The sequence below is a fragment of the Kitasatospora sp. NPDC059146 genome (genome assembly GCF_042786665.1).
Classification (GTDB): domain Bacteria; phylum Actinomycetota; class Actinomycetes; order Streptomycetales; family Streptomycetaceae; genus Kitasatospora.
On sequence record NZ_JBHZCY010000037.1, the window covers coordinates 24,556 to 48,367 of the forward strand.

Annotated in this window: 24 protein-coding genes; 17 read left to right on the forward strand and 7 right to left on the reverse strand. The window is 74.0% G+C overall.

The window, feature by feature from the left end; all coding sequences use genetic code 11:
* Nucleotides 1-97 precede the first annotated feature (97 nt).
* From ACFXPX_RS18145 to ACFXPX_RS18160, 4 genes are all read left to right on the forward strand, one after another.
* Entirely contained in the window at nucleotides 98-1,066 is a 969-nt protein-coding gene (locus ACFXPX_RS18145; RefSeq protein ID WP_380592004.1) for an NADP-dependent oxidoreductase, read from the forward strand.
* 30 nt (nucleotides 1,067-1,096) lie between these two features.
* The gene (locus ACFXPX_RS18150) at nucleotides 1,097-1,417 is read left to right on the forward strand and encodes an NIPSNAP family protein (protein ID WP_380592002.1); all 321 of its coding nucleotides are present in this window, start codon (nucleotides 1,097-1,099) and stop codon (nucleotides 1,415-1,417) included.
* A gap of 113 nt (nucleotides 1,418-1,530) precedes the next feature.
* Nucleotides 1,531-1,974 (forward strand): heme-binding protein, encoded by a 444-nt coding sequence (locus tag ACFXPX_RS18155; RefSeq protein ID WP_380592000.1) that lies wholly within the window; start codon nucleotides 1,531-1,533, stop codon nucleotides 1,972-1,974.
* A 210-nt stretch (nucleotides 1,975-2,184) separates the two neighbouring features.
* Entirely contained in the window at nucleotides 2,185-2,847 is a 663-nt protein-coding gene (locus ACFXPX_RS18160; RefSeq protein ID WP_380642157.1) for a TetR/AcrR family transcriptional regulator, read from the forward strand.
* Nucleotides 2,848-2,926: 79 nt separating this feature from the next.
* Here ACFXPX_RS18160 and ACFXPX_RS18165 read toward each other — a convergent pair whose 3' ends face one another.
* The 3 genes from ACFXPX_RS18165 to ACFXPX_RS18175 all read right to left on the reverse strand — a co-directional run bounded on the left by ACFXPX_RS18165 (nucleotide 2,927) and on the right by ACFXPX_RS18175 (nucleotide 5,669).
* Nucleotides 2,927-3,472: an RICIN domain-containing protein gene (locus ACFXPX_RS18165; RefSeq protein ID WP_380591998.1), complete on the reverse strand. Its 546-nt coding sequence runs from the start codon at nucleotides 3,470-3,472 to the stop codon at nucleotides 2,927-2,929.
* 281 nt (nucleotides 3,473-3,753) lie between these two features.
* Nucleotides 3,754-4,398 carry a LuxR C-terminal-related transcriptional regulator gene (locus ACFXPX_RS18170; protein WP_380591996.1) on the reverse strand — a complete coding sequence of 215 codons (645 nt, stop codon included), beginning with the start codon at nucleotides 4,396-4,398 and terminating at the stop codon, nucleotides 3,754-3,756.
* On the reverse strand, nucleotides 4,383-5,669 hold the full coding sequence (locus ACFXPX_RS18175) for a sensor histidine kinase (RefSeq protein ID WP_380642205.1): 1,287 nt from the start codon (nucleotides 5,667-5,669) through the stop codon (nucleotides 4,383-4,385). The genes ACFXPX_RS18170 and ACFXPX_RS18175 overlap by 16 nt, the downstream gene beginning before the upstream one ends.
* A 193-nt stretch (nucleotides 5,670-5,862) precedes the next feature.
* On the opposite strand from ACFXPX_RS18175, the gene ACFXPX_RS18180 reads away from it, so the two are divergent.
* The gene (locus ACFXPX_RS18180) at nucleotides 5,863-7,107 is read left to right on the forward strand and encodes a serine hydrolase domain-containing protein (RefSeq protein ID WP_380642159.1); all 1,245 of its coding nucleotides are present in this window, start codon (nucleotides 5,863-5,865) and stop codon (nucleotides 7,105-7,107) included.
* Between the two features lie 67 nt (nucleotides 7,108-7,174).
* On the opposite strand, the gene ACFXPX_RS18185 is transcribed toward ACFXPX_RS18180, so the two are convergent.
* Entirely contained in the window at nucleotides 7,175-8,077 is a 903-nt protein-coding gene (locus ACFXPX_RS18185) for a LysR family transcriptional regulator (protein ID WP_380642161.1), read from the reverse strand.
* 62 nt (nucleotides 8,078-8,139) lie between these two features.
* Here ACFXPX_RS18185 and ACFXPX_RS18190 point away from each other — a divergent pair, with 62 nt between their 5' ends.
* From ACFXPX_RS18190 to ACFXPX_RS18200, 3 genes are read left to right on the forward strand one after another with little or no spacing between them, the layout of a single operon-like run.
* Nucleotides 8,140-9,048, forward strand: a complete 909-nt coding sequence (locus ACFXPX_RS18190; RefSeq protein ID WP_380642163.1) for an alpha/beta hydrolase — start codon at nucleotides 8,140-8,142, stop codon at nucleotides 9,046-9,048.
* On the forward strand, nucleotides 9,045-9,227 hold the full coding sequence (locus ACFXPX_RS18195; RefSeq protein ID WP_380642165.1) for a hypothetical protein: 183 nt from the start codon (nucleotides 9,045-9,047) through the stop codon (nucleotides 9,225-9,227). The genes ACFXPX_RS18190 and ACFXPX_RS18195 overlap by 4 nt, the downstream gene beginning before the upstream one ends.
* Nucleotides 9,224-10,696 carry an aldehyde dehydrogenase family protein gene (locus ACFXPX_RS18200; protein WP_380642167.1) on the forward strand — a complete coding sequence of 491 codons (1,473 nt, stop codon included), beginning with the start codon at nucleotides 9,224-9,226 and terminating at the stop codon, nucleotides 10,694-10,696. The genes ACFXPX_RS18195 and ACFXPX_RS18200 overlap by 4 nt, the downstream gene beginning before the upstream one ends.
* Here the strand turns inward: ACFXPX_RS18200 and ACFXPX_RS18205 are convergent, their stop codons facing one another.
* Nucleotides 10,697-10,957, reverse strand: a complete 261-nt coding sequence (locus ACFXPX_RS18205; RefSeq protein WP_380642169.1) for a helix-turn-helix domain-containing protein — start codon at nucleotides 10,955-10,957, stop codon at nucleotides 10,697-10,699.
* Nucleotides 10,958-11,044: 87 nt separating this feature from the next.
* On the opposite strand from ACFXPX_RS18205, the gene ACFXPX_RS18210 reads away from it, so the two are divergent.
* Nucleotides 11,045-12,025 (forward strand): alpha/beta hydrolase, encoded by a 981-nt coding sequence (locus tag ACFXPX_RS18210; RefSeq protein ID WP_380642171.1) that lies wholly within the window; start codon nucleotides 11,045-11,047, stop codon nucleotides 12,023-12,025.
* 124 nt (nucleotides 12,026-12,149) lie between these two features.
* Here the strand turns inward: ACFXPX_RS18210 and ACFXPX_RS18215 are convergent, their stop codons facing one another.
* Nucleotides 12,150-12,950, reverse strand: coding sequence for an SDR family NAD(P)-dependent oxidoreductase (locus ACFXPX_RS18215; protein WP_380642173.1), 801 nt, complete (start codon nucleotides 12,948-12,950; stop codon nucleotides 12,150-12,152).
* 89 nt (nucleotides 12,951-13,039) lie between these two features.
* Between ACFXPX_RS18215 and ACFXPX_RS18220 the strand changes: the two genes are divergently transcribed.
* The 7 genes from ACFXPX_RS18220 (at nucleotide 13,040) to ACFXPX_RS18250 (ending at nucleotide 19,788) form a co-directional block, all read left to right on the forward strand.
* A complete protein-coding gene (locus tag ACFXPX_RS18220; protein WP_380591980.1) occupies nucleotides 13,040-13,627 on the forward strand; it encodes a TetR/AcrR family transcriptional regulator in 588 nt (195 codons plus the stop codon).
* A gap of 134 nt (nucleotides 13,628-13,761) precedes the next feature.
* Nucleotides 13,762-14,598: an alpha/beta fold hydrolase gene (locus ACFXPX_RS18225; protein WP_380642175.1), complete on the forward strand. Its 837-nt coding sequence runs from the start codon at nucleotides 13,762-13,764 to the stop codon at nucleotides 14,596-14,598.
* A 297-nt stretch (nucleotides 14,599-14,895) separates the two neighbouring features.
* Nucleotides 14,896-16,758, forward strand: a complete 1,863-nt coding sequence (locus ACFXPX_RS18230; RefSeq protein ID WP_380592030.1) for an amidohydrolase — start codon at nucleotides 14,896-14,898, stop codon at nucleotides 16,756-16,758.
* A 96-nt stretch (nucleotides 16,759-16,854) separates the two neighbouring features.
* Nucleotides 16,855-17,517, forward strand: a complete 663-nt coding sequence (locus tag ACFXPX_RS18235; protein ID WP_380523294.1) for a hydrolase — start codon at nucleotides 16,855-16,857, stop codon at nucleotides 17,515-17,517.
* A gap of 58 nt (nucleotides 17,518-17,575) precedes the next feature.
* On the forward strand, nucleotides 17,576-18,103 hold the full coding sequence (locus tag ACFXPX_RS18240; protein WP_380642177.1) for a DoxX family protein: 528 nt from the start codon (nucleotides 17,576-17,578) through the stop codon (nucleotides 18,101-18,103).
* Complete coding sequence (locus ACFXPX_RS18245; protein WP_380642179.1) at nucleotides 18,084-18,821, forward strand: YoaK family protein; 738 nt, start codon at nucleotides 18,084-18,086, stop codon at nucleotides 18,819-18,821. The genes ACFXPX_RS18240 and ACFXPX_RS18245 overlap by 20 nt, the downstream gene beginning before the upstream one ends.
* Nucleotides 18,822-18,864: 43 nt before the next feature.
* On the forward strand, nucleotides 18,865-19,788 hold the full coding sequence (locus ACFXPX_RS18250) for a VOC family protein (RefSeq protein WP_380523291.1): 924 nt from the start codon (nucleotides 18,865-18,867) through the stop codon (nucleotides 19,786-19,788).
* 92 nt (nucleotides 19,789-19,880) lie between these two features.
* Here the strand turns inward: ACFXPX_RS18250 and ACFXPX_RS18255 are convergent, their stop codons facing one another.
* The gene (locus tag ACFXPX_RS18255; protein ID WP_380642181.1) at nucleotides 19,881-22,622 is read right to left on the reverse strand and encodes a BREX system ATP-binding domain-containing protein; all 2,742 of its coding nucleotides are present in this window, start codon (nucleotides 22,620-22,622) and stop codon (nucleotides 19,881-19,883) included.
* A gap of 343 nt (nucleotides 22,623-22,965) precedes the next feature.
* On the opposite strand from ACFXPX_RS18255, the gene ACFXPX_RS18260 reads away from it, so the two are divergent.
* On the forward strand, nucleotides 22,966-23,715 hold the full coding sequence (locus ACFXPX_RS18260) for a hypothetical protein (RefSeq protein WP_380642183.1): 750 nt from the start codon (nucleotides 22,966-22,968) through the stop codon (nucleotides 23,713-23,715).
* Nucleotides 23,716-23,812 lie beyond the last annotated feature (97 nt).

Here is a 23,812-nt window from a genome sequence, read left to right on the forward strand (position 1 = left end):
GACCTTGAAGGTAACTATATCCATCGGGATAGCTTCATCGACGTCGAGGGAGGGCCGCCAACGGCCCTCCGCAGAGAGCACTTTCAGGAGATGACGCATGTCCGCAGACATGATGCGCACGGTGGTCCAGGACGCTTTCGGTGGCCCGGAGGTGCTGCGGGTCGAGCGGGTGCCGCGCCCAGCGCCGCTGCCCACCGAGGTGCTGGTGCGGGTGCACGCCGCCGGCATCAATCCGGTGGACTGGAAGACCCGGGCCGGCTCCGGCATGGCCGGCCTGCTCGGCGAGCCGCCGTTCACCCTCGGCTGGGACGTGTCCGGCGTGGTGGAGGAGGTCGGCTTCGGCGTGACCACCCTGAAGGTGGGCGACGAGGTCTACGGCATGCCGTGGTTCCCGCGCGTCGCCAACGGCTACTCCGAGTACGTCACCGCCCCGGCCCGCCAGTGGGCCCGCAAGCCGGCCACGATCGACCACGTGCGCGCCGCCGCCGTGCCGCTCGCCGCGCTGACCGCCTGGCAGGCCGTCGTCGACACCGCCCGCGTCACGGCCGGACAGCGGGTCCTGGTCACCGCCGGGGCCGGCGGGGTCGGCCACTTCGCCGTCCAGTTCGCCCGCCACCTGGGCGCCCACGTGATCGCCACCGCCAGCGCCGCCCGCCACCCCTGGCTCAAGGAGCTCGGCGCGGACGAGACCGTCGACTACACGACCACCCGCTTCGAGGAGGTCGTCGGCGACGTCGACGTCGTCATCGAGCTGGTGGGCGACGCCCACGACGACAGCAGCACCCGTTCCCTGAAGGTCCTGCGCCCCGGCGGCCTGCTGGTCACCGTCCCGGCCGGCGTCTCCCCGGAGCTGGCCGTCGCGGCCGAGGTCGCGGGCGTGCGCGTCACCCCGTTCCTGGTCGAGCCGGACGGCGCCGCGCTGACGGAGATCGCCGGGCTGATCGACGCCGGCGAGGTGACCGTCGAGGTCGAGGCCACCTACCCGCTGGAACGTGTCGCCGAGGCCCACACCCGCGGCGAGGCCGGCCGCACCCGCGGCAAGCTCGTCCTGACCGTCACCGACTGACCTTCCCCGCACCGAAGTTGGAGTGAGACCGTGTACTACGAGATCCGCCGCTACCAGGCCCGGCCCGGGCGCCGGGACGAGTGGGTGCGCTACATGGAGGACGTGGTCATCCCGTTCCAGGCCTCCCTGGGCATGGATGTGACCGCCTCCTTCACCGACGACGAGGACGAGGACGGCTACGTCTGGATCCGGCGCTTCGAGGACGAGGCCCACGCCGAGGCCGCCCACGCGGCGGTGTACGGCAGCGAGCGCTGGACGGAGGAGATCGGCCCGGTGGTCCACGGCCTGCTGATCACCGAGAAGTCCGTCGTCACCCGCGTCACCCCCACCCCGGCCTCACCGCTGCGCTGACCGGGCCGCGATCACCGGGCCACCGACCCACCGGCCTACCGGCCTACCGCTCCACCGGCCCACTGGCCCACTGGCCCACTGGCCGACCGCTCGGCACCACCTGGAGACTGTTCATGACCACTGACCTGCTGCAGAAGTCGGCCCCGACCGGCTCAATCACGCAGGCGGCCGCCGGCGCGCTCATCGCGGCCGTGCACGCGGCCGCCGCCCGGATCGGCTTCACGGCGGCCGTCGCCGTCACCGACCAGGGCGGCCACCTGCTGGCCTTCGACCGCGCCGACGGCGCGCCGTTCCTCACCGCCGAGGTCGCCCTCGACAAGGCCTGGACCGCGGCCTCGTTCCACACCCCGACCCACGTGTGGAACGGCTACCTGGCCGACCCGCAGGTCGCACCGCTGGCCGGCCACCCGCGCCTGATGGCGGTCGGCGGCGGCTACCCGATCACCGACGACGGCCGGTGCGTCGGGGGCCTGGGGGTCTCCGGCGGCAGCTACCAGCAGGACCAGCAGGCCGCCGAGGAGGCGCTGAGCGCCCTCGGGTTCGAACTGCCCGTCTGACGTGCCGCCGCCCGGCGGCACTCCCCCGCCCCCACGCGCAACTCCGCCTGCCCGCACAGAGGTTCGCGACGTGATCAGCACACCGATACCGACCCCCACCCCAACCGGGAACCGGCCGCGACGCGGCAGCCCCCGGCTGCACCCGGCAACCGAGAACGGAGGCCCCGGGGCGCTGGCCGCGGCCGGATCATCCGTGCCAGGATCGACGGCATGGCCACCAGGGCACCGCGCACCCGTTCCACCTACCACCACGGTGAGCTGCGGGCCGCACTCGTCACGGCCGGGGCCGAACTGGCCCGCCGGGGCGGGCCGGAGGCCGTGGTGCTCCGGGAGGTCACCCGGATCGTCGGGGTGTCGCCCAACGCGGTGTACACCCACTTCGGCACGCTGGCCGAGCTGAAGGCCGCCGTCTCCCAGCACGCACTGCGCGACATGGCCGCCGCGATGACCGCCGAACTCGCCGGGGTGACCGAGCCCGCCGACCGGCAGGTGGCCGCCGCCAAGCACCTGCGCGACGTCGGGCGCGCGTACGTGCACTTCGCGCTCGCCGAACCGGGCCTGTTCCGGATGGCGATGGACGGCAACCCCGCCGGAGTCGGCACCCCGGGCCACGAGGAGGACCGGCCGGACCCCGACGCCGACCACCGCCCGAAGCCCGATGCCCTGCTGCTGGCCGCACTGCGACGCCTCACCGCGGTCGGGCGCCTGCCCGCCGAGGACACCGACGCGGCGGTCATGGCCAGTTGGGCCACCGTGCACGGCCTGGCCTCGATCCTGCTCGACCTGCAGCCGCACCGCTCCCCCGCCGAGCGCGAGGCGGCCATCGACGCCGGGCTGCACTACCTGCTGCAGGGGCTGACCCGGGAGGATTGACCGACGCGCCCGCCGTGCCGGTCGGCGCCGGCCGCACCGGGGAGTCCCCCGGCCAAACGGTCGACACCGCGTCGTCCGGTCAGAACCCGGGCTTCCAGTCCTGGTAACCACCGTAGTAGCAGCGCGAGTTGATGAACGGCAGGTTCTGCGGCTGGTTGGCGTCCAGGCATGCCTGGACGGCCTGGTTCCGGAAGTTGACCGCCAGGTTGCCGTCCGGGCGGACCATCGAGCTCGTCTGCCACTGCTGCCACCTGTCGCCGAACACACAGGTCGACACGTAGAGCGCCCCCGTCGACCCGTTCCAGCTGCCCGGCGGGATGTCGAGGCACAGGCTGGTCTGGTCGTTGACGACCGTCACGGCGCCGTCGGCGCCGGCCGATTCGAGCCGCCAGCGCTGCCAGTTGTCGCCGGTCACGCAGGGCGAGGTGTAGACGCTGGTGCTGCCCGGCTTGATGTCGAGGCAGTTGCCCTGCGCCCAGCTGCGCAGGATCCCGTCGTAGCCGGCGGCGTGTGCCGGGCTGCCGGCCACCAGCGTGGCGGCGAGGGCCGCCACCGCGACGGCTCCCGCCGCGGCCGCCCGGCGGGTGCGGCGGAGCGGGGACTCGATGTTCTGAACGGCGGACATGACCGTGACCACCCCGATCTGTGGGTATGCGGAGAGCCGGTGCTGCGATGCCCGGTCGGGACCTGCGGTGCGTCGGCCCCCGCGCGACGATGTCGGTGACTCCGAGTCAATCCAGCTGGTGCCGACGGGTCAAGCACCCACCAGGGGCGTAAGCCTTCGGCAAGACCGAGCAGCTACCCGGCCCGACCCGCTTCCGGGCGAGACTGCCGCCCGGCTCCTGGGATGACGGCCCGTCCGCCGGGCACGCTCGGTCACGTGGTAGCGGCGAATCCGGCTGCCCGTCAGGCCTGGAGGTAGGCGAGCACGGCGAGCACTCTGCGGTTGTCCTGCTCGGACTGCTCCAGGCCGAGTTTGGTGAAGATGTTGTTGCTGTGCTTGCTGACGGCCTTCTCCGAGATGAACATGCGGGCGGCGATGGCCGCGTTGGTGCGCCCTTCGGACATCAGCGCGAGCACCTCGCGCTCACGCGGGGTCAGGGCCCGGAGCGGCGGGTCGGCGGAGCGGTGGTCGAGCAGTGCGGTCACCACGTCCGGGTCCATCACGGTGCCGCCGGCGGCGACCTGGCGGACCGCGCCGATGAACTGGTCGACCTCCATCACCCGGTCCTTCAGCAGGTAGCCGACCGCACCGGCCCGGTCGGAGAGCAGTTCCCGGGCGTAGAGCTGCTCGACGTACTGGGACAGCACCAGGACGGGCAGGCCGGGGACGCGTCGGCGGGCCTCGATCGCGGCGCGCAGGCCCTCGTCGGTGAAGGTGGGCGGCAGCCGGACGTCGACCACGGCGATGTCCGGGTGGTGCTCGGTCAGGGCGCGGCGCAGCGAGGGGGCGTCCCGGACAGCCTCCAGGACTTCGCAGCCGTAGGCCTGGAAGATGCGCACCAGACCGTCCCGGAGGAGGGCGAGGTCTTCGGCTATGACCACACGCATGGCAGCGACATCCTCACTTCGGTCGGGCCGCCGTCGGGGCTGTCGAGGGTCAGGATGCCGTCGAAGGCCGCGAGGCGGCGGGCGACGCCGTGCAGTCCGCCGCCGTCGTCGATCCTCGCACCTCCGTGGCCGTCGTCGGCCACCGTGATCATCAGCTCGCCGGTGGTCCGGACGGGCGGGTGGGCGAACTCGACGCCGATCCGGATCCGACTGGCCCCGGCGTGTTTGATCGCGTTGGCCAGGGCTTCGGCGATGACGAAGTAGGCAGCCGACTCCACCGGGGCGGGCAGTCTTCCCGGCAGCCGGATCGCGACCTCGGTGGGTACCGGATTGGCCAGCGCCAGGGCCTGGACCGCGCCGTCCAGGCCGCGGTCGGCCAGCACCGGCGGGTGGATGCCGCGTACCAGGTCGCGCAGTTCCGCCAGCGCGTCGGCGGTCGAGGCGCGGGCCTCGGCGAGCAGCCTGCGGACCGTCTCGGGATCGTCCGCGAAGCGGTCGGCCAGGCCCAGACTCATCCCGAGGGAGACCAGCCGGGCCTGGGCGCCGTCGTGCAGATCCCGTTCGATCCGCCGCAGCTCGCTCGCCCCGGCGTCCACGACATCGGCCCTGGAATCAGTCAACTCATCCACTCGTGCCAGCAGTTCGGCCTTGCCGGTCGGGGCCAGCAGGGCGTGCGCCACGTGGGCGTTGAGCTTCGCCAGCCATTCGCCGGAGAGGTACCAGGCGGCAAGGAGGAGCGGCCCTGCCAGGGCGACCAGAAGCGTCTGGCCGAGCCCGTGCACGGCGAAGAACCCGAACGGCTCGCGGAACACCTCCGACGGCGTCACCGCTACCAGCAGCGGGTAGCCGCTGTAGAACAGCCCGGCCAGGAAGAGGATCAGCGACAATCCGGAAGTGAACCAGCAGGACACCGAGTTGACGAGCAGCCAGGCGCAGTCGCGCCAGCTCGCGGGATCGCGCAGCACCGCCTGCAGCTGGGTCAGCCGGTTCCCGGGCGGGGTCGGCAGGTAGGGGCGGGCGATCGGCGCCCCGAGCCGCCGGGCGGCCCACTGCCGGTGCCGGTCGGCGAACCGGCGCACCGCGACGGCGCAGAGCAGGGTCATCGGCAGCCCGAGCCCGAACGGGACCAGTACCACCGCCGCGATCCACAGGCAGCACAGGACGGCGCCGACCGTCGAGGCGAGCGACAACAGCAGGGCGTGGCCCAGCAGTGCGAGGCGACCGGCCGTGCCCGGGTGTGCGACCGTACACGCCTGGCCCGATCCGGCCATCACGGCCACCTCCTTCTCTCTCGCCTCCAGCCTGGCCGATCATCCCCGCCCCGCACACGGGGGTTTCCCCCCGACCCCGGTGGGGTTTTCTCCACCCCCGGACGACTCCCCAGCACCCGTGTGCTTCGCACCTGCTGCCAGCAGGCTCGTTGTCGTACCCGAACAGCTCTCGCCGAACGAGGAGCACACCGCGATGACTGCCCACCCGACCACGCCGCGCCGATACCGCACCCTGGCCCTGGCCCTCACCGCCGCGCTCGGGGTCACGCTCGGCGCCTGCGCGGCTGCCACGGCGACGCCCACCCGCAGCCCACTGGCCGATCTCGCCCGGCGCGCCGTCGACGCCGGCGTTCCGGGCGTGATCGTCCGTGTCGACGACGGCCACCACCCGCTCACGATCGCCGATCAGGCCTCCTGGTCCACGGCCGACCACCGTCTCGCGGCGGGTGACGAGTTCCGGATGGGCTCCAACACCAAGACCATGGTCGCCACGCTCGTCCTCCAGCTGGTCGCCGAACACCGCCTCGCCCTCACCGACCCGGTCGAGCGGTGGCTGCCCGGCCTCGTCCCCCACGGGTCGGCGATCACCGTGAGGATGCTGCTCAACCACACCAGCGGCCTGGCCAACTATCTCTACGCCCCCGCCGTCCTGGCCGCCTTCACCGGCCAGGACGCCCACCGGTGGACGCCCGAGGAGCTGCTCGCCGCCGGCACCGCCCAGCCCGCGCTGTTCGCGCCCGGCACCCGGTTCTCGTACAGCAACACCAACTACATCGCCCTCGGCCTGATCCTCCAGAAGGCCACCGGCCAGAGCCTCGGGGACCTGATCCAGCAGCGCATCGCCCGCCCGCTCGGCCTGCACGGCACCTACCTGCCCACCACCGACACGGCCGGCCCGCACCTCGCGCACGGCTACGAACCCGATGCCGCCCACCTCGCCCCGCTGCTGCCCCAGGGCACCCCGCCCGGGACGTCGTTCGCGGGCCCGCACCGCGGCCCCGCCGACGTGGACACCACAGTCGTCAACCAGAGCACCCTCTGGGCCGCCGGCGGCATCGTCTCCACCGCCGAGGACTGGGCCCGCTTCGACAGGGCCCTGCTCTCGGGCACGTTGCTCCCTTCCGCCCAACTCGCCGAGATGCGCACCACCGTCCCCGAGGACCCGGGCACCCCGAACGGAGACGGCTACGGCCTGGGCCTGCGCAAGGTCGTCCTCCCCTGCGGAACGGTGTGGGGCCACGACGGCCAGGCGGCCGGCTACTCCAGCGAGACCTACACGGATGACAGCGGCACGCGCACGGTCTCCGTGCTCACCTCGACCGTCTTCGACCTGGCCCGTCCGCAGGCGGCCGCCGCCCATCAGGCCCTGGTCGACGCGGCCGTCTGCGCCATGTTCGACAAGCCCCTCCCCGCCGCCTCGTCGCCGTCGGCCCGCTGAGCCGGGCGACCGTCGCACCCACCGGCGGCCGGGTGTGATCCGGTCCCGGGGGCGCGGGGCAGCCCGGTCAGCCCGCGCCCAGCGTCGAGACGATCGTGTCGCGGAGCCAGCGGTGCGCGGCGTCGTCGTCCAGGCGCGGGTGCCAGGACATCGCATAGCTCATCGAGCCGATCTCCTCCGGCGCCGGCAGGACGGTGGTGACGCCCGGAACCGCCTGCCGGACCGCGAATTCGGTCGGCAGCGTCGCCACCAGCGAGGTGCCCGGGACCGCGGCTGCGGCCGCCGCGTGGTACGGAACGGTCACGCTGGCCCGTCTCGGGCGGCCCAGCGCTTCGAGGCGCCGGTCGACATGCCCCTGCCGTCCGTCCGTGACGTCCACGACGGTGTGGAGGCAGTCGAGGTAGTCCGCCAGCGACAGGGCCGGGCGCTGGGCGAGCGGGTGGTGACTGGAGATCAGGCAGGAGTAGCCCTCCTCGAACAGCACGCGCGAGCGCAGCGGCGGTGGCGTTGTACCGCCGTGGATCAGCAGGTCCACCAGGCCGTGTTCGGCATCGGCGAAGACAGCGTGGTGCCAGCGGGAGAAGAGCACCGTCGAGCCGGGCGACTGCTCAAGGAGGCGCCCGAGCAGTGCCCCGCTGAGCACCGCGACGGTGTAGTCGGTTCCGGCGAGCCGGAAGGCCCGGGCAGCGGTCGCGGGGTCGAAGGCCTCGCCGGAGAAGACGTGTTCGAGGCGCGGGAGCGCCTGTTGCAACTCGCTCCGGATGCGCTCGGCGCGCGGGGTGAGCCGGTACCCGCCCGGCCCGCGCACCAGCAACTCGTCGCCGAGGGTGGCGCGCAGGCGCTGCAGTGCCCGGCTCATGGAGGGCTGGCTGGTGTGCAGCCGCTCGGCTGCCCGGGAGACGTGCCGTTCTTCGAGCAGCGCGTGCAGCGGGGCCAGCAGGTTCAGATCGACCGACTCTATGCGTGGCACGCATAGAGCGTATGCGGGATATGGCATTGCCGCATAGCTCCAGGTCGGAGGAGGCTTCTCGCATGAGCAGAGAACAGCGCGACGCGCTCGACACCATGTTTCGTACCGGCCCGCTGGACATCGGCGGCGACCACCTGGAGCAGCGCGAGGTCTTCACCCGCATGCTCACCTCCCGCCCGCTGCCCGAGGACGTCGTCCTCACCCCTGGCAGCCTCGGCGGCGTCCCCGTCCTGGAGATCACCATCGACGGCACCGTCCCGATCGGCACACTGCTCTGGTTCCACGGCGGCTTCCACGTGCTCGGCTCGGCCCGAACCTCGGCCGCCCTGGCCTCGAACGTCGCCCGGCGAACCGGCCGACGGGTCGTCTCGGTCGACTACCGGCTCGCGCCCGAGCACCCCCATCCGGCCGCGCTGGACGACGCCCTGGCCGCCTACCGCGCGCTGCTGGACGAGACGGGCGCGGACTCGGCCGGCGTCGCCGTGGTCGGCGAGTCCGCCGGTGCGGGCCTGGCCGTCGCCATGCTGGTCGCCGCCCGCGCCCAGCACCTGCCGATGCCCTCGGCCGGCGTCCTGTTCTCGCCGTACGCCGACCTGACGCTCAGTGGGACGAGCATGGCGACCAAGCGGGCGGCCGACCCGTCCTTCACACCCGAGGCCATCGCGGTGCGGGCCAGGGACTACGTGGGAACCGGCGACCCGTCGGATCCGCTGGTCAGCCCGGTCTTCGCCGACCTCCGTGGCCTCCCGCCGCTGCTGATCCAGGTCGGCTCGAACGAACTGCTGCTCGACGACGCGCTCCGACTGGCGGCACGCGCCGCGACGGACGACGTCCTGGTCCGCCTGGAGGTCACGCCCGGCGTCCCGCACGTCTTCCAGGCCTTCGCCGCGGTGCTGGAGGAGGGCGAGGCCGCGCTGCGGCGGGTGACGGACTTCCTGGCCACCCCCTTCGCCTCCGGAGGCTCCCGGTGAGCACGACGATGCGTGCGGTGCGGTTCGACGGCTACGGCCCCGATCTGCCCGACGGGTCGGCGGCGTACCGAGTGGTCGAACCGCCGATCGCCGCCAGGTTCCCTTTGGCCGAGGTCCGGCGCGCCTTCGAACCCGTCGAAACCCTTCACACCCACGGAAAGGTGGTCCCGCTGCCATGACCCCCACCACCACCCGCTGGTCCTCGGGCCGGGCCGAGGACCGGTTCACCGTCGAGGACCCCGCCACCGGCGACGTGATCACCACCGTCCAGGGCGGAGGCGTCCCCGAGACCGACGCCGCCGTGCGGGCCGCCCACCGCGCCTTCACCCAGGACTGGCGGTGGCGTCCCGCCGCCGAGCGTGCCGCCCTGCTGCTGCGCGGCGCCGACGTCCTGGAAGCACACGCCGACGAGCTCGCCGAGCTGGTGTCGCGGGAGAACGGCAAGCCGGTCGCCGACGCCCGGTTGCACGACGTCGGGTTCCTGGTCGGGGTGTTCCGGTTCTTCGGGTCGCTGGCCGACAAACTGCCGGGCGAGTTCTACGAATCCGGGCCCGTCTACACTTCCACGGTGCGCGAGCCGCTGGGCGTCGTCGCGGGGATCATCCCGTTCAACTGGCCGCCGATCCACACCGGCGGGAAGATCGCCCCGGCCCTCGCGGCGGGCAACACCGTCGTCCTCAAGCCCGGCGAGCAGGCACCGCTGACGGTGCTGCGGATCGTGGAGCTGCTGAACACCGTACTGCCGGCGGACGTCCTGCACGTCGTCCCGGGCACCGGCCCGGTCGCCGGGCGGGCCCTGGTCGCCCACCCGCTGGTGCGGATGGTCTCGTTCACCGGCTCGACCACCACCGGCCGAGCGGTCGCGCACGCGGCCGCCGAACGCCTCGCCCCGACCCTGCTGGAGCTCGGCGGGAAGAACGCCTTCCTCGTCCTGGCCGACGCCGACCTGGACCTCGCCGCCCGCGACGCGCTCGACGGCGCCTTCTACAACAAGGGCGAGGCCTGCACGGCGGCCTCCCGGATCCTGGTGCACCGCGACGTCCACGACGTGTTCGTCGAGCGCCTCGCCACCGGCGTCCGCGCACTGCGCACCGGGCACGGCGCGGACCCGGCCACCCACGTCGGGCCCCTGGTCTCGCGGGCGCAGCAGCAGCGGGTACTCGACCGCCTCCGCCTCGGCCTGGCCGAGGGCGCCACCATCGCGGCCCAGGGCGACCTGCCGGCCGACCCCGCACTGGAGCGGGGCTTCTTCGTCCCGCCGACCCTGTTCACCGCGGTCACCCGGACCATGCGAATCGCGACCGAGGAGGTCTTCGGCCCGGTCGCCACGGTCACCGTGTTCGCCTCCGAGGACGAAGCCGTCGAGATCGCCAACGAGTCGGACTACGGCCTGCTGGCCGGCGTCTACAGCCGCGACAGCGCGACCGCGTTCCGGGTCGCCCGGCGACTGGAGGTCGGGATGGTGCTGGTCAACAACTACTTCCGCGGCCTGCTCGGCACCCCCTTCGGCGGCACCAAACACAGCGGCTACGGACGCGAGCACGCCATCGACACCCTCCGCGAGTTCACCTACCAGAAGTCGGTACGCTTCCCCACCGGGCTCGCCACCGTACCGACCTGGCGCGCCGTCACCGAAGTCCACGGGTGATCACACGCTGATGCCGACCGCGTCGTGGGCGTCCTGGATCGCGGACGCGGTCACCGCCTCGGCCGGCAGGCCCTCGATCCGGCCTTCGTCACCGAACAGCACCTCGCTCTTGTCCGTGAAGTGCCGGTAGAACGTGCGGTCGGTCACGCCCGCGCGCTCGGCGATGGCCGCGGTGGTCGTCGCGGCGCAGCCGCGCTCCGAGAACAGGTCGAGCGCGGCGCCCTGGAGTCTCGTACGGCTTCCCGGTTCCCAACGGCTCATTCTTCGACACTGCCAGTGATGACAGATTCTGACGTCAAGTGCTAGCGTCCGCGATGTCAGGAACTGACATCACTCAGGGAGGCAGCCATGCCCCGTCCCGAAGTCGAGGCACTCCTCGCCTACCTCGCCGCCCTCGACACGCCCGGCCTCGAGGAGCTGACCCCCGAGCAGGCACGCGCCGGCCTGCGCGAGCAGGTCAAGGCCGCCGACCGGCCCGTCGGCGAGATCGCCGTCCAGCGGGCACTGACCATACCGACCCGCTCCGGAGCGATCGCCGGACTCCTGCTCGACCCGCGAGGGGCGCGCGAGGCCGGACCGGTCGTCGTCTGGTACCACGGCGGCGGGTTCGTCACCGGTGACCTGGAGACGCATCGCGCGTTCGCCGCCGAGGCAGCCAGGCTCCTCGACCTGCCGGTCGTGCTCGTCGACTACCGGCTCGCCCCGGAAGCGCCGTTCCCCGCGGCCGTGGAGGACGCCGAGGACGCCGCCCGCTGGATCGCCACCCGCCCCGCGGAACTCGGCTGCCACGCCGACGCCCTGGTGCTCTGCGGCGACAGCGCCGGCGGGACCCTCACGATCGTGACGGCGATGGCGCTGCGCGACGCCCCGGCCGGCCTGCCGGTCCGGGCGCACATGGCCGTCTACCCGGCCACCGACCTCACCCGCCGCTACCCCTCCGAGGACGAGTTCGCCGGAGGGCGGCTGCTCACCGAAGCCGGACGACGCTGGTACTACGACCACTACCGCCCCGACCGCCGCGACCGGCGCGCCTCCCCGCTGCTCGGCGACCTCACCGGCCTGCCGCCCGCCGTCGTGGTCACCGCCGGCGAGGACCCGGTCCGCGACGAGGGCCGCGCCTACGCGGCAGCCCTGGTCACGGCAGGCGTGCCGACCACTTTCCTCGAAGCCGCCGGGCACGTCCACGCCTTCGTGCTGCTGCGCCGCGCCGTCCCCTCCACCCAGGACGACCTGGCACGGGCGTTCTCAGCCCTGTCCACCGCCCTTGACGCCCGGCCCGACCGCAGCGCGGGCCACGACGACCGTTCGCCAGGGGAGGAGGCACGATGAACGACAGCATCCAACACGTGACCGACACCGACGTCCTTGTCATCGGCGGCGGGCCGGTCGGCCTGGTGAGCTCCCTGCTGCTCTCCGGTCGACCGTGCGGAGCAGGAGTCGCCCCCGCCGTACTTCACGCCCCTGCGGCGGTCATGCGGCCGACCGCCCTGACGACCTGCCGCCGGGGCGCCAGTCGGGCGAGGACGGCCAGCACCCGGTTCATCCGCCCGGCGATGACGCTCGGCGGCGGGTTCCCCCGGTCCAGGGCGGCCAGCGCGGTGCGGACGACGTCCACGGGCGCGGCGAGCCTTGTGCCGCCGGCGGCCCGCTCGGTGCCGACGACCTCGAAGAACTCGGTCCGGGTCGCGCCGGGGGACAGCGCCAGCACCCGCAGCCCGGTGCCGCGCGACTCCTCCCACAGCGCTTCGGTGAGGCTCAGCACGAACGCCTTGGTCGCGCCGTAGACCGCCATCCGCGGGTTGGGCTGGTAGGCGGCCATGCTGGCCACGTTGACCAGCACCCCGCATCCCGCCGCGCGCAACCGCCCGATGAACGCCCGGCTGATGTCCGCCACCGCGGTCACGTCGACGGCGATCTCCTGGCGTAGCCGCGCCGGATCGGCCTCGTGGAACGGGCCGAAGGTGGCGAATCCGGCGTTGTTGACCACGCTGGTGACGTCCAGGCCGAGCCGGTCCACCTGGTCGGCCAGTGTCTGCCCGGCGTGGGCGTCGGCCAGGTCCGCCGCCAGGACGTGGACCCGGACGCGGTGGCGGTCGCGCAGTTCGGCGGCCAGGGCCTCCAGGCGGTCCCGGCGACGGGCGACCAGGACCAGGTCGGCGCCGCGGGCGGCGAGTTGGCGGGCGAACTCGGCGCCGAGGCCGGCACTGGCGCCGGTGATCAGTGCGGTCCGGCCGTGGTAGTCGACGGCTGTCATGACAGGCTCCCTCGTGTGCAGTCACTGCCTACCTGGCAGTTAATGCCAGGTAGGCGGTCACTGTCCAGAGGCGGGTAGTCTGGACTCCCATGACGACCTTGTGGGACCGCTCACGACAGGCCGCCGTCCAGGAGATCCTCGACACGGCGCTCCGGCTGTTCGCCGAACAGGGCTACGAGCAGACGACCATCGCGCAGATCGCCCGGGAGGCGGGCATCTCCCAGCGGTCCCTGTTCCGCTACTTCGGGACCAAGGAGGACCTGGTCTGCGGGGACCAGGACGCGCTCGGCGAACTCCTGCGGCAGACCGTCGAGGGGCAGCCGGCCGAGGTGGACGCCTGGGACGCGCTGCGGGCCGGGTTCCAGACCGTCCTGACCGCCAACCACACCCCTGAGCGGGCGCTCGAACTGTGCCGCCTGATCTTCCGCACTCCGTCGCTGCGCGCCCGCTCCATCGAGAAGCGGCTGAACTGGCAGGCCCAGCTCGTCCCGGCCGTCCAGGCCCGACTGGGCGCCGCCCCCGATCAGGCGCCGGACCCGCGCGCCAGGGCGATCGTCGCGACGGTCTTCGCCTGCGTCGACACGGCGACCGAACTCTGGGCCGAACACGAGGGCCGACTCGACCTGGCCGAGCTCTACGACCAGTGCCTCACCGCGGTCCGAACCGACGGCCGGTGAAGGCGGCGCTGCCGGGCAACACGCGGTGCGCTCAGCGGCAACCGGCCCGGCGCGAGCGGCCCTAGCGTGTCGTGCACCGCAGCCGCACCGACCGTCGGCCGCACGCTGCACGCAAGAGAAAGTGAGCACCATCCATGCCGTTCATCACCGTCGGCCAGGAGAACTCCGCACCCGTCGAGCTGTACTACGAGGACCAGGGCTCCGGGCAGCCGGTCGTCCTCATCCACGGGTTCCCGCTCGACGGGCACTCCTGGGAGCGGCAGAGCGCCGCGCTGCTCGCCGCCGGCCACCGGGTGATCACCTACGACCGCCGGGGCTTCGGCCGGTCCTCGCAGCCCACGACCGGCTACGACTACGACACCTTCGCCGCCGACCTCAAGACCGTGCTGGACACCCTCGACCTGCGCGAGGTCGTCCTGGTCGGCTTCTCGATGGGCACCGGCGAGGTCGCCCGCTACGTGTCCGCGTACGGTTCCGCGCGCATCGCCAAGGTCGCGTTCCTGGGCTCGCTGGAGCCGTGCCTGCTCAAGACCGCCGACAACCCGGACGGCGCCGCCCCGCAGGAGTTCTTCGACGGCATCGTCGCGGCCGTGAAGGCCGACCGCTACGCCTACTTCACCGCCTTCTTCCGGGACTTCTACAACCTGGACGAGAACCTCGGGACCAGGATCAGCGAGGAGGCCGTCCGCAACAGCTGGAACACCGCGGCCGCCAGCGGCTCCCACGCCTCCGCCGCCGCGCCGACCACCTGGTACACCGACTTCCGCGCGGACATCCCGCGCATCGACGTGCCGGCCCTGATCGTGCACGGCACCGCCGACCGCATCCTGCCGATCGACAGCACCGGCCGGCCGTTCCACCGCGCCCTGCCCTCCGCCGAGTACGTGGAGATCGAGGGCGCTCCGCACGGCCTGCTGTGGACCCACGCCGAGGAGGTCAACGAGGCACTGCTGGCCTTCCTCGCGAAGTGACCGCACGGCCGGTCCCGGCCCCGGGCCCCGGTCCCTCCCCGTCCCACCGGACGGCGGAGGGGCCGGGGCCCCGGCCGTTCCGGGGCCCGTACGGAACCGTTCCGGGGACAGCGGTGCGCGGACGGAACGGAGGCGGTGCACTGTGCGCAAACTCCTTGCCCTGCAACGGATCTAACGTTCTGTCATGTGATCGGGAACGCCGGGCCAACGCCCGGCCCGCCCGGCCGCCGCCCTCCGCCGCCCGCCCCCGGGCGGCCACCCCAACCCCTGTGACAGGAGGCCTCCGAGGTGCCTGCAATGCCGGTCGGCGGGCTGACGCCCCGCTCCGTCGAGGACGCCGCCGACGTCGTCGTCCGCAACGCCAGGATCCACACCGGCGACGCCCGCCGCCCCCGGGCCGGCGCCCTCGCCGTCCGCGACGGCGTGATCACCGTCGTCGGGGAGGACGCGGACGTCGCCCCGGTCATCGGCCCGTCCACCACCGTGGTCGACGCGCTCGGCCGACGCGTGGTGCCCGGCCTCAACGACGCGCACCTGCACGTGATCCGGGGCGGCCTCAACTACGTGCTGGAGCTGCGCTGGGACGGCGTGCGGTCGCTGCGCCAGGCGCTCGCGATGCTCCGGGAGCAGGCCGCCCGCACCCCGAAGGGGCAGTGGGTGCGCGTCGTGGGCGGCTGGTCCGCCGAGCAGTTCGCCGAGCGGCGGCTGCCGACCCCCGCCGAGCTGAACGAGGCCGCGCCGGACACCCCGGTGTTCGTGCTGCACCTCTACCAGTCGGCGGTGCTCAACCGCGCCGCGCTCAAGGCCGCCGGCTTCACCGCGCGCACCCCGGACCCGAAGGGCGGCCAGATCGTCCGGGGTCGCGGCGGCGAGCCCAACGGCATGCTGCTGGCCGCCCCGAGCGCCCTGATCCTCTACTCGACGCTCGCCAAGGCCCCGGCCCTGGAGGGCGAGGACCGCCGCACCTCCACCCGGCACTTCCTGCGCGAGCTGAACCGCTTCGGGCTGACCTCCGCGATCGACGCCGCCGGCGGCTTCCAGAACTTCCCCGAGAACTACGGCACGGTGACCGAACTCGCCCGGGACGGACAGCTCTCGCTGCGGATCGCCTACCACCTGTTCCCGCAGACCGCCGGCCAGGAGCTCGACGACCTCACCCGCTGGATCGGGACCGTCCGGCCCGGGGACGGCGATGCGTGGCTGCGGCTGAACGGCGCCGGCGAGAACCTCACCTGGGCCGCCGCCGACTTCGAGAACTTCGCCGAGCCGCGCCCGGAACTCGGTTACTACGAGGGCGAGTTCGAGCAGGCCGTCCGGCTGCTCATGGAACACGGCTGGGGCTTCCGGCTGCACGCGACCTACGACGAGACGATCCGGCGTGACCTCGCGGTCTTCGAGAAGCTCGCCGCGGAGGGGCTGTTCCCCGCCGGCAACCGGTGGCTCTTCGACCACGCGGAGACCGTCTCCCCGGACAGCCTCGACCGGATCGCGGCGCTCGGCGGCTCGCTGTCCGTCCAGAACCGGCTCTCCTTCCAGGGCGAGGTGTTCGAGCGCCGCTACGGCCCCGGCGCCGCCGCCGAGGCCCCGCCGATCCGCGCGATGCTGGACCGCGGCCTGACGGTGGCCGCCGGGACGGACGCCACCCGGGTCTCCTCGTACAACCCGTGGGTCGCCCTGCACTGGCTGGTCTCCGGCCGCACGGTCGGCGGCCGGGCGCTGCGGCCGGCGCAGAACCGGGTCGACCGCGCGACCGCCCTCGCGATGTACACCACGGCGGGCGCCGCGCTCACCGGCGAGCAGGACGTCAAGGGCGTGCTGCGGCACGGCTGTTACGGCGACCTGGCGGTCCTGACCGACGACTACTTCACCGTGCCCGAGCAGGACATCCCGCACATCGAGTCCGTGCTGACCGTCGTCGGCGGCCGGATCGTCCACGCCGCGGCCGAGTACGAGGGCCTGGACGAGGAACTCCCGCCGGTCAGCCCGGCCTGGAGCCCGGTGGCCCGCTTCGGCGGCTACCAGGCCTCCGGCGCGGGCGCCCGCCAGGCGGAACTGCTCGGACAGGTCGTCGCCGAGTCGGAGCTGCACCGCCACTGGCGCGTCGAACGCGGCCTGACGGCCGAACGGCAGCAGCCCTTCGACCCCTGCTTCGTGCTCTGACCGCACCGCCCCCCGAACCTCCGCCACGGACCACCGTGCGCAGGACCTCCCGAAACGCGCCGGACTCCTCCGGCCCGCACCGAAAGGACCACCACCATGGTCGACCTGACCCAGGTCAGCGCCACCCCGAGCCCCGACCTGCTGACCCCTGACAACGCCGTCGTACTGTTCGTGGACCACCAGCCGCAGATGTTCTTCGGCACCGGCAGCGGCGACCGCACCGCGATCATCAACGCCACCGTCGGCCTCGCCAAGGCCGCCCGGGCCTTCGACGTCCCGGCCGTGCTCACCACCGTCGCCGCCGAGTCCTTCTCCGGTCCGCTGCTGCCGCAGCTGGGCGCGGTCTTCCCGGAGGCGAAGATCCTCGACCGCACCTCGATGAACGCCTGGGAGGACGAGGCGGTCGTCGAGGCCGTCAAGGCCACCGGGCGCGGCAAGGTCGTGATAGCCGGGCTGTGGACCGAGGTCTGCCTGGTCCTGCCCGTGCTGTCGATGATCGAGCAGGGCTACGAGGTCTACGTCGTCACCGACGCCTCCGGCGGCGTCTCCCCCAAGGCCCACGAGCACGCGATCCAGCGGATGACCCAGGCCGGCGCCGTGCCGGTCACCTGGGTGCAGGTGCTGCTGGAGCTCCAGCGCGACTGGGCCCGGACGGAGACCTACGGCGCCGTCATGGAGATCGTCAAGGAGCACGCCGGCGCCTACGGCCTCGGGGTCGTCTACGCCCAGGCCGTCATCGGCGAGCACGCCGCCGGCTGACCCGGCCTCGGGGACGCCGGAACACAACGACCAGGAACACAGGGACCAGGAACAGGACATGACGGATACCGGACTGCTGATCCTCCGCGTGGTGGTGGGCCTGCTCATCGCCGGCCACGGGGTACAGAAGGTGAGCCACCGCCTGGGCGGCAACGGCCTGGCGGGCGGGACTGAGGAGTTCCGGCACGACGGCTTCGCCGGCGGGCGGCTGACCGCGCTCGCCGCGGGCGCCGGGCAGATCGGTTCGGGCCTGTTCCTGGCCCTGGGCGCGCTCACCCCGCTGGCGGCCATGGTCGCCATGGGCGTGATGACGGTGGCGATCACCGTCAAGCGGCCGCACGGACTGTGGGTGCAGGACGACGGCTACGAGTACCCGCTGGTGCTGGTCGTCACCGCCGGGTCGCTCGCCCTCACCGGGCCGGGCCGGTGGTCCGCCGACCACGCGGTCGGCCTCACCGGCTGGCCGCTGTGGCTGTCGCTCGCGTGCGCCGCGCTCGGCCCGGCCAGCGGGCTGCTCACCCGGGCCGTCCTGCACCGCCCGCCGACGGCGGAGGGGGTGGCGGCCGGTGCGCGAACTGCTGGCTGACGTCCGCCGGACGCTCGCCCCGCCCCGCACGGACCGGCACGGGCCGCTGCCCCCGCTGATGCTGCTGCTGACCATGGCCACCGGCGTGGTCGACGCCGTCAGCTACCTCGGCCTCGGGCACGTCTTCGTGGCGAACATGACCGGCAACGTGGTCTTCCTGGGGTTCTCGCTCGCGGGCGCCCCGGGGCTGTCCGCCCCCGCCTCGCTGGTCTCGCTGGCCGCCTTCCTGACCGGCGCGCTCGCCGGCGGGCGGCTCGGCAGCCGCCTGGCGGGCCACCGCGGGCGGCTGCTGGCCCGGGCCGCCGGAGTCCAGACGGTGCTGACGGCCGCCGCCGCCGTCACCGCAGCCCTGGCCGACGGCGGCGCGGGCGACGAAAAGAACTACGCGCTGATCGTCCTGCTCGGCCTCGGCATGGGCCTGCAGAACGCCGTGGCCAGGCGCCTGGGCGTGCCCGACCTGACCACCACCGTGCTGACCCTCACCCTGACCGGCCTCGCCGCCGACTCGGCCCCGGCCGGGGGCACGGCCCCGCGCCCGGGGCGGCGGATCCTCTCCGCCCTCGCGATGCTGCTCGGCGGACTCGCCGGCGCGGCCCTGGTCCTGCACGGGCGGCCCGCCACGGCCCTCGCCCTGGCCGCCCTGCTGCTGCTGGCCACCGCGCTGACCGCCCACCGGGTCTCCGCCCCGGACGCCCACTGGGCACCGCCGACGGCCTGACCCCGACACGCCCCGACACACCCCGACCGGAAGGATCCTCCCCATGATGAAGGGCTTCGCCCGCCGGCTGGTCCCACTGGCGGCGGCGATCGCCGCGCTGACCGCCGTTCCCACCGCCTCGGCGGCCTACGGCGACACGGCTCGCGCACCCGGCACGCACCGGCAGTTCGCCGTCGGCCCGCAGTACGACTCCACCCACGTCTACGTCGAACCGGGCACCGAGCAGGCCTTCGTGGCCAGTTGGGTCGCCACCTTCGGCGGCACCACGATCGGCCCCAACGCCACCCAGGTGACGCCGACCCCCAGCCGTACGCTCTCGGAGCTGGTGCTCTCCCCCGTCGGCACGCTCTCGGTGTTCGACTACACCACGCCCGTCCCGTACCCGTTCGGCACCGAGCGCACCGGCTGGCTGGTCACCGACCTCGACCGGGCCGTCGCCGCCGCACGGTCGGAGGGGGCGTCGGTGACGGTCGCCCCGTTCGCCGACCCGATCGGCCGGGACGCCGTCGTCCAGTTCCCCGGCGGCATCAGCGCCCAGCTCTACGTGCACACCACCCCGCCGTCCTACCCGGACCTGGCGAGCGTGCCGGAGAACCGGCTCTACCTGTCCCCCGACGCGGTCGGCTCCTTCCTGCGCAGCTACCTGGCCTTCACCGGCGGCCGGATCACCTCCGACGACCGACGGGCCGACGGCGCCGCGATCGGACTGCCCGGGACGACGTACCGGCTGCTGCGCCTCACCTCGGGCTTCGGCACCACCACGGTCACCGTGACGGACGGCCACCTGCCGCACCCGTTCGGCCGCGAGCTGACCGGCTACGGCGTCGCCGACCTCGGCGCCACCCTGGACCGGGCGAAGGCGGCCGGCGCCTCGGTGCTGTGGGGACCGGTCACGGCGGGCGGCCGGGACAGCGCGATGGTGCGGTTCCCGGGCGGCTACCTCGCGGAGGTCCACACCGCCCGGTGACCCGCCTCCCCGGAACCGGCCCACCCCAGAACGGAGTGGGCCGGTTCCGCGGCGTCCGCCGTCCTGCGGCGGGCGGCGGGCGACTCGGGAGCTCAGCCGCTGCCGAGGGCGTGCGCGAGCGCGGCCCGCGAGGTGATGCCGAGCTTCGGGAAGATCTTGTAGAGGTGCGCTCCCACCGTGCGGGGCGACAGCTGGAGCTGCTGCCCGATCTCCCGGTTGGTCAGGCCGGTCGCGGCCAGCCGGGCGATCCGCAGCTCCTGGCCGGTGAGGCCGCCGGGCTCCGCGGCCGGGCCGCCCGGCGGCAGCGCCACCTGGTCTCCCGCGGCCCGGAGCTCCTCCTCGCAGTACCGCGTCCACGGGTCGGCCCGGAGGCGCCGGAACACGTGCTGCGCCACCCGCAGCACCCCCCGGGCCCCGGCCCGGTGGCGCCGCCGGAGCCACGAACCGTGGGCGAGCCGCAGCCGGGCGAGCTCGAACGCCCAACGCTCCGCCCCCGGCACGGCGTACGCGGTCCGGTAGGCCTCCTCGGCCTCGTCGTCCTCGGCGGCCAGCGCGACCGCGGCCGCGAACAGGAAGGCGTGCCGGTCGGAGATCTCCGCGGAGCGGGCCGCGCGCGCCGCCGCCAGGTGGGCCCGGGCCTCGTCCCGCCGGCCGGTGTGCACGGCCGCCGTCACCAGGTCGAGGACCAGCGCGTGGTACCAGGGCGGGCCCGCGGGCAGCAGTCCGGGCGGGGTGAGCCCGCAGAAGTGCCCGTACGCCTCCTCGTAGCGCCGGTGGGCGAGCGCGGCCAGCCCGCGCAGGTGGGTCAGCCGGTCGAGGACGTACCGCAGCCGGGCCCGGGTGGCGACGGGCCGGACGACCTCGTCGACCGCCCTCAGCCCGGCCTCGTCGCCGCGCCCGGCCAGGAAGTGGGCATGGTACTGGCGGAACATCAACGCATTGGTGTGGTAGCCCAGTTCGTCCGCGATCTCGGCCTCGCGCAGGCTGACGGCGGCCTGGTCCCAGTGCCCGAGCAGATAGTCCTGGTGGGCCTTGGCCTTCGCCACCGAGCCCTGGGTGGCGTAGCCGTGCAGCCCGGCGACGCGCTGCCAGAGGTCGCTCTCGGGGCAGTCGAGCGCCGACGCCGTCCACAGCACGAGCCAGGCGGCACCGGCCTCCTGTTCCTCCGTCATCGCCTCGGCCGCCCGCCGCAGGGCGGCGGCCGCGTCCGGCCCCGGGTCGGTCCAGGCCCGCAGGCAGAGCCGCCCCACCTCCGGGACGCCGTCCCGGTGCCGTTCCAGGGCGCGCCAGATCCGGGGGTCGTCGGTGTAGCCGGCGGCCAGCAGCAGCTTGAAGAAGACCTGCTCCGTGAGGCCGCCGAAGGTGTCGGCGCCCGGCTCGGTCAACGCGTCGAGGGCCGCGGGCAGCAGCGTGGCGGAGGACTCGAAGTCGACGTGGTGGCTCTGGTCGGCGTAGACCACCGCGTACCCGAACAGCGGGGCGACGTCCGGGGGCACCGTACTGGTCCGCAGCTCCTCCACCAGGGCCGCGGCGTGCCGCAGTTGACCACCGCGGGCCGCCATCACCGCGGCCCAGGTGAGCCGGCGGGCGCGGTCGCAGGAGCCGGGGCTGAGGCCGGCGCCGCGTTCGAGCAGGAGCGCGCCCTCCGCGTCGCCCCCGCGCCCGGCCAGCTCGCGCCCGGCCCGTTCCAGGCGGCGTGCCAGGTCCTCGTCCGGGAGCCAGGCGGCCGAGGCCTCGTGGCTCAGCCGCCGGGGGTCGTCGGGCGCGAGCACCGCGGCGAGGGTGCGGTGGGCCGCCCGGCGCTCGGCGTCCGAGGCCGCCGAGACCACCGCCGCGCGCACCAGGGGGTGCCGGAAGGCCAGTTGCCCGGCCTCGTCGAGCCGGGCCAGACCGTCCGCCTCGATCCGTGCCAGGGTCTCCCGCGCGCCGTCGTCCGCGACCGCGCGCAGCCACGCGGCCCCGCCGAACTCCGGTCCGGTGGCCAGCGCGCCCAGCAGCAGCAGGCGTCCGACCTCCGGCGTCATCGTCTCCAGCCGGTCCGTGAACAGCCGCTCCAGCTTCCGCCCCAGCGGCAGCGGCTCCGGCAGCGGCGCGAGTCCCCGCTGCTGTGCGGACGCCAGCTGGCGCGGCAGCTCCACCAGCGCCAGCGCGTTGCCGGCCGCCTCGGCGAGGACCCGCTCCCGGGTGGTCGCCGCGAGGTCGGGGTGGTGGGCGCCCAGCAGCAGCGCGGCGTCGACGGGAGGCAGCGCCCGCAGGTCGAGGGCCTCGGCCGACCAGGTCTCGGCCGACCAGGTCCGGTCGGCCGGGCCGTCCGGCCGCCCGGCCCCGACGATCACCAGCGGCAGGTCGGCGCTGCGCCGGTGCAGGAAGGCGAAGACCGTCGCGCTCGACGAGTCGATCCAGTGCAGGTCGTCCAGGACGAGCAGCACCGGGGCCGTCCGCACCGCCTCGTCGAGCAGCGTGAGCGCGGCGGCACCGACGGCGAATCCGGTCGGCGTGCCGGACCGCACGCCCAACGCGCTCTCCAGCGCCTCGCGCTGGTGCGCCGACAGGGCGCCGGACCGCCGCAGCAGCGGCCAGAACACCTGGTGGAGCGCGCCGAAGGCGAGGTCCGTCTCCGCCTCCGTGCCGACCGCCCGCAGCACGGTGAACCCGCGCTCGCGCGCCGCCCGCTCGACCCAGCCGAGCAGCGTGCTCTTGCCGACCCCGGCCTCGCCCCGCAGCAGCACCGTGGAACCGCTCCGGCCGTCGACCGCCTGCACCAGCGCCGCGGTGAGCACCTCCGTCTCCCGCTGCCGCCCGACCAGGGCCCGGCCCTGCCCACCGTCCGTCACGCACTCCCCCTCAGGTCCGCCCGACCCGTCCGGCGAGCACCCGATGCTACAACCTGTCAGGCCCCCGCAACCGAATCCTCCCTGGTCAGAGCCATGAACGAGCGAGGCCCCACCGGCGCTCCGCCCACAAACGGACGCCGCACCCCTCGGCTCCCCGGTTCGCGTCGGCCCGGGCTCTCGTCGGGCGAGGACGGGGGTCACCCGGTGGCCGCGGGGCGGTACGGCGGACGCCGACTTTCGGTTATCGCGCGCGGCGGCAGCGTTCTCCTGTGCAGCGGGGCCGAATCCCTTCGGCCTCGGACGGCGTCCGTTCCGACGCGCCCGCAACCGGAAGGGCCTGCCCATGACCGCTCCGCCTGCTCGTCCGTTCTCCCGAGGCTGGCTGCTCGCCTCCTGCGTGCCCGTGCTGCTCCTGCTCGGGATGGCCGCGGCCTCGCCCGCCCCGTCGGCCCCGGCCGCCACCCCCGCTCCCCCGCCGGTTGCGGCGGCGGCCACCTCCCCGGGGCCTGCCCGCGGTCTCGCCGCCGAGCAGGACGGCTACCGGCTCTCCGCCGCGACCTGCGGCGTGCCCGCCGGGCGACCGACGGCCTTCCGGTTCACCGTCACCGGCCCGGGCGGTGCCCCGGTCACCGACTTCGCCGTCCACCAGACCGAGAAGCTGCACTTCTACGCGATCCGCAGCGACCTCACCGGCTTCCAGCACCTGCACCCGGAGATGGCCGAGGACGGCACCTGGACCGCCGACCTGGCGGCCCTCACCCCGGGCAGCTGGCGGCTGTACGCCGACTTCATCCCGAACACCGGCGCCCACGCCGCCGAGCTCGTCCTCAGCCGCACCGTCACGGTGCCCGGCCCTGCCGTCCCGGTGCCCCTGCCCACCCCGAGCGACACCACCACGGTCGACGGCTACACCGTCTCCCTGCACGCCCGACCGATGTCCGGCGCACACCCAGTTGACGGCGACCGTGAGCCGGGACGGCCGACCGCTGACCGACCTCCAGCCGTACCTGGACGCCTACGCCCACCTCAGCGCCTTCCACGAGGGCGACCAGGCACTGGCCCACCTCCACCCGGCCGACGCGGTCGACGGTGATCACGGCGGGCCGACGCTGACGTTCCACGCCCTGCTCCCCGAGCCGGGCAACTGGCGGGTCTTCCTCCAGTTCCAGGCGGCCGGGCAGCTGCACACC

Coding starts and splice junctions, on each gene's coding strand:
- ACFXPX_RS18145 (WP_380592004.1), top strand. CDS start 98: ATGTCCGCAGACATGATGCGCACGGTGGTCCAGGACGCTTTCGGTGGC.
- ACFXPX_RS18155 (WP_380592000.1), top strand. CDS start 1,531: ATGACCACTGACCTGCTGCAGAAGTCGGCCCCGACCGGCTCAATCACG.
- ACFXPX_RS18160 (WP_380642157.1), top strand. CDS start 2,185: ATGGCCACCAGGGCACCGCGCACCCGTTCCACCTACCACCACGGTGAG.
- ACFXPX_RS18165 (WP_380591998.1), bottom strand. CDS start 3,472: ATGTCCGCCGTTCAGAACATCGAGTCCCCGCTCCGCCGCACCCGCCGG.
- ACFXPX_RS18170 (WP_380591996.1), bottom strand. CDS start 4,398: ATGCGTGTGGTCATAGCCGAAGACCTCGCCCTCCTCCGGGACGGTCTG.
- ACFXPX_RS18175 (WP_380642205.1), bottom strand. CDS start 5,669: ATGGCCGGATCGGGCCAGGCGTGTACGGTCGCACACCCGGGCACGGCC.
- ACFXPX_RS18180 (WP_380642159.1), top strand. CDS start 5,863: ATGACTGCCCACCCGACCACGCCGCGCCGATACCGCACCCTGGCCCTG.
- ACFXPX_RS18190 (WP_380642163.1), top strand. CDS start 8,140: ATGAGCAGAGAACAGCGCGACGCGCTCGACACCATGTTTCGTACCGGC.
- ACFXPX_RS18200 (WP_380642167.1), top strand. CDS start 9,224: ATGACCCCCACCACCACCCGCTGGTCCTCGGGCCGGGCCGAGGACCGG.
- ACFXPX_RS18205 (WP_380642169.1), bottom strand. CDS start 10,957: ATGAGCCGTTGGGAACCGGGAAGCCGTACGAGACTCCAGGGCGCCGCG.
- ACFXPX_RS18210 (WP_380642171.1), top strand. CDS start 11,045: ATGCCCCGTCCCGAAGTCGAGGCACTCCTCGCCTACCTCGCCGCCCTC.
- ACFXPX_RS18215 (WP_380642173.1), bottom strand. CDS start 12,950: ATGACAGCCGTCGACTACCACGGCCGGACCGCACTGATCACCGGCGCC.
- ACFXPX_RS18220 (WP_380591980.1), top strand. CDS start 13,040: ATGACGACCTTGTGGGACCGCTCACGACAGGCCGCCGTCCAGGAGATC.
- ACFXPX_RS18225 (WP_380642175.1), top strand. CDS start 13,762: ATGCCGTTCATCACCGTCGGCCAGGAGAACTCCGCACCCGTCGAGCTG.
- ACFXPX_RS18230 (WP_380592030.1), top strand. CDS start 14,896: ATGCCGGTCGGCGGGCTGACGCCCCGCTCCGTCGAGGACGCCGCCGAC.
- ACFXPX_RS18235 (WP_380523294.1), top strand. CDS start 16,855: ATGGTCGACCTGACCCAGGTCAGCGCCACCCCGAGCCCCGACCTGCTG.
- ACFXPX_RS18240 (WP_380642177.1), top strand. CDS start 17,576: ATGACGGATACCGGACTGCTGATCCTCCGCGTGGTGGTGGGCCTGCTC.
- ACFXPX_RS18250 (WP_380523291.1), top strand. CDS start 18,865: ATGATGAAGGGCTTCGCCCGCCGGCTGGTCCCACTGGCGGCGGCGATC.
- ACFXPX_RS18260 (WP_380642183.1), top strand. CDS start 22,966: ATGACCGCTCCGCCTGCTCGTCCGTTCTCCCGAGGCTGGCTGCTCGCC.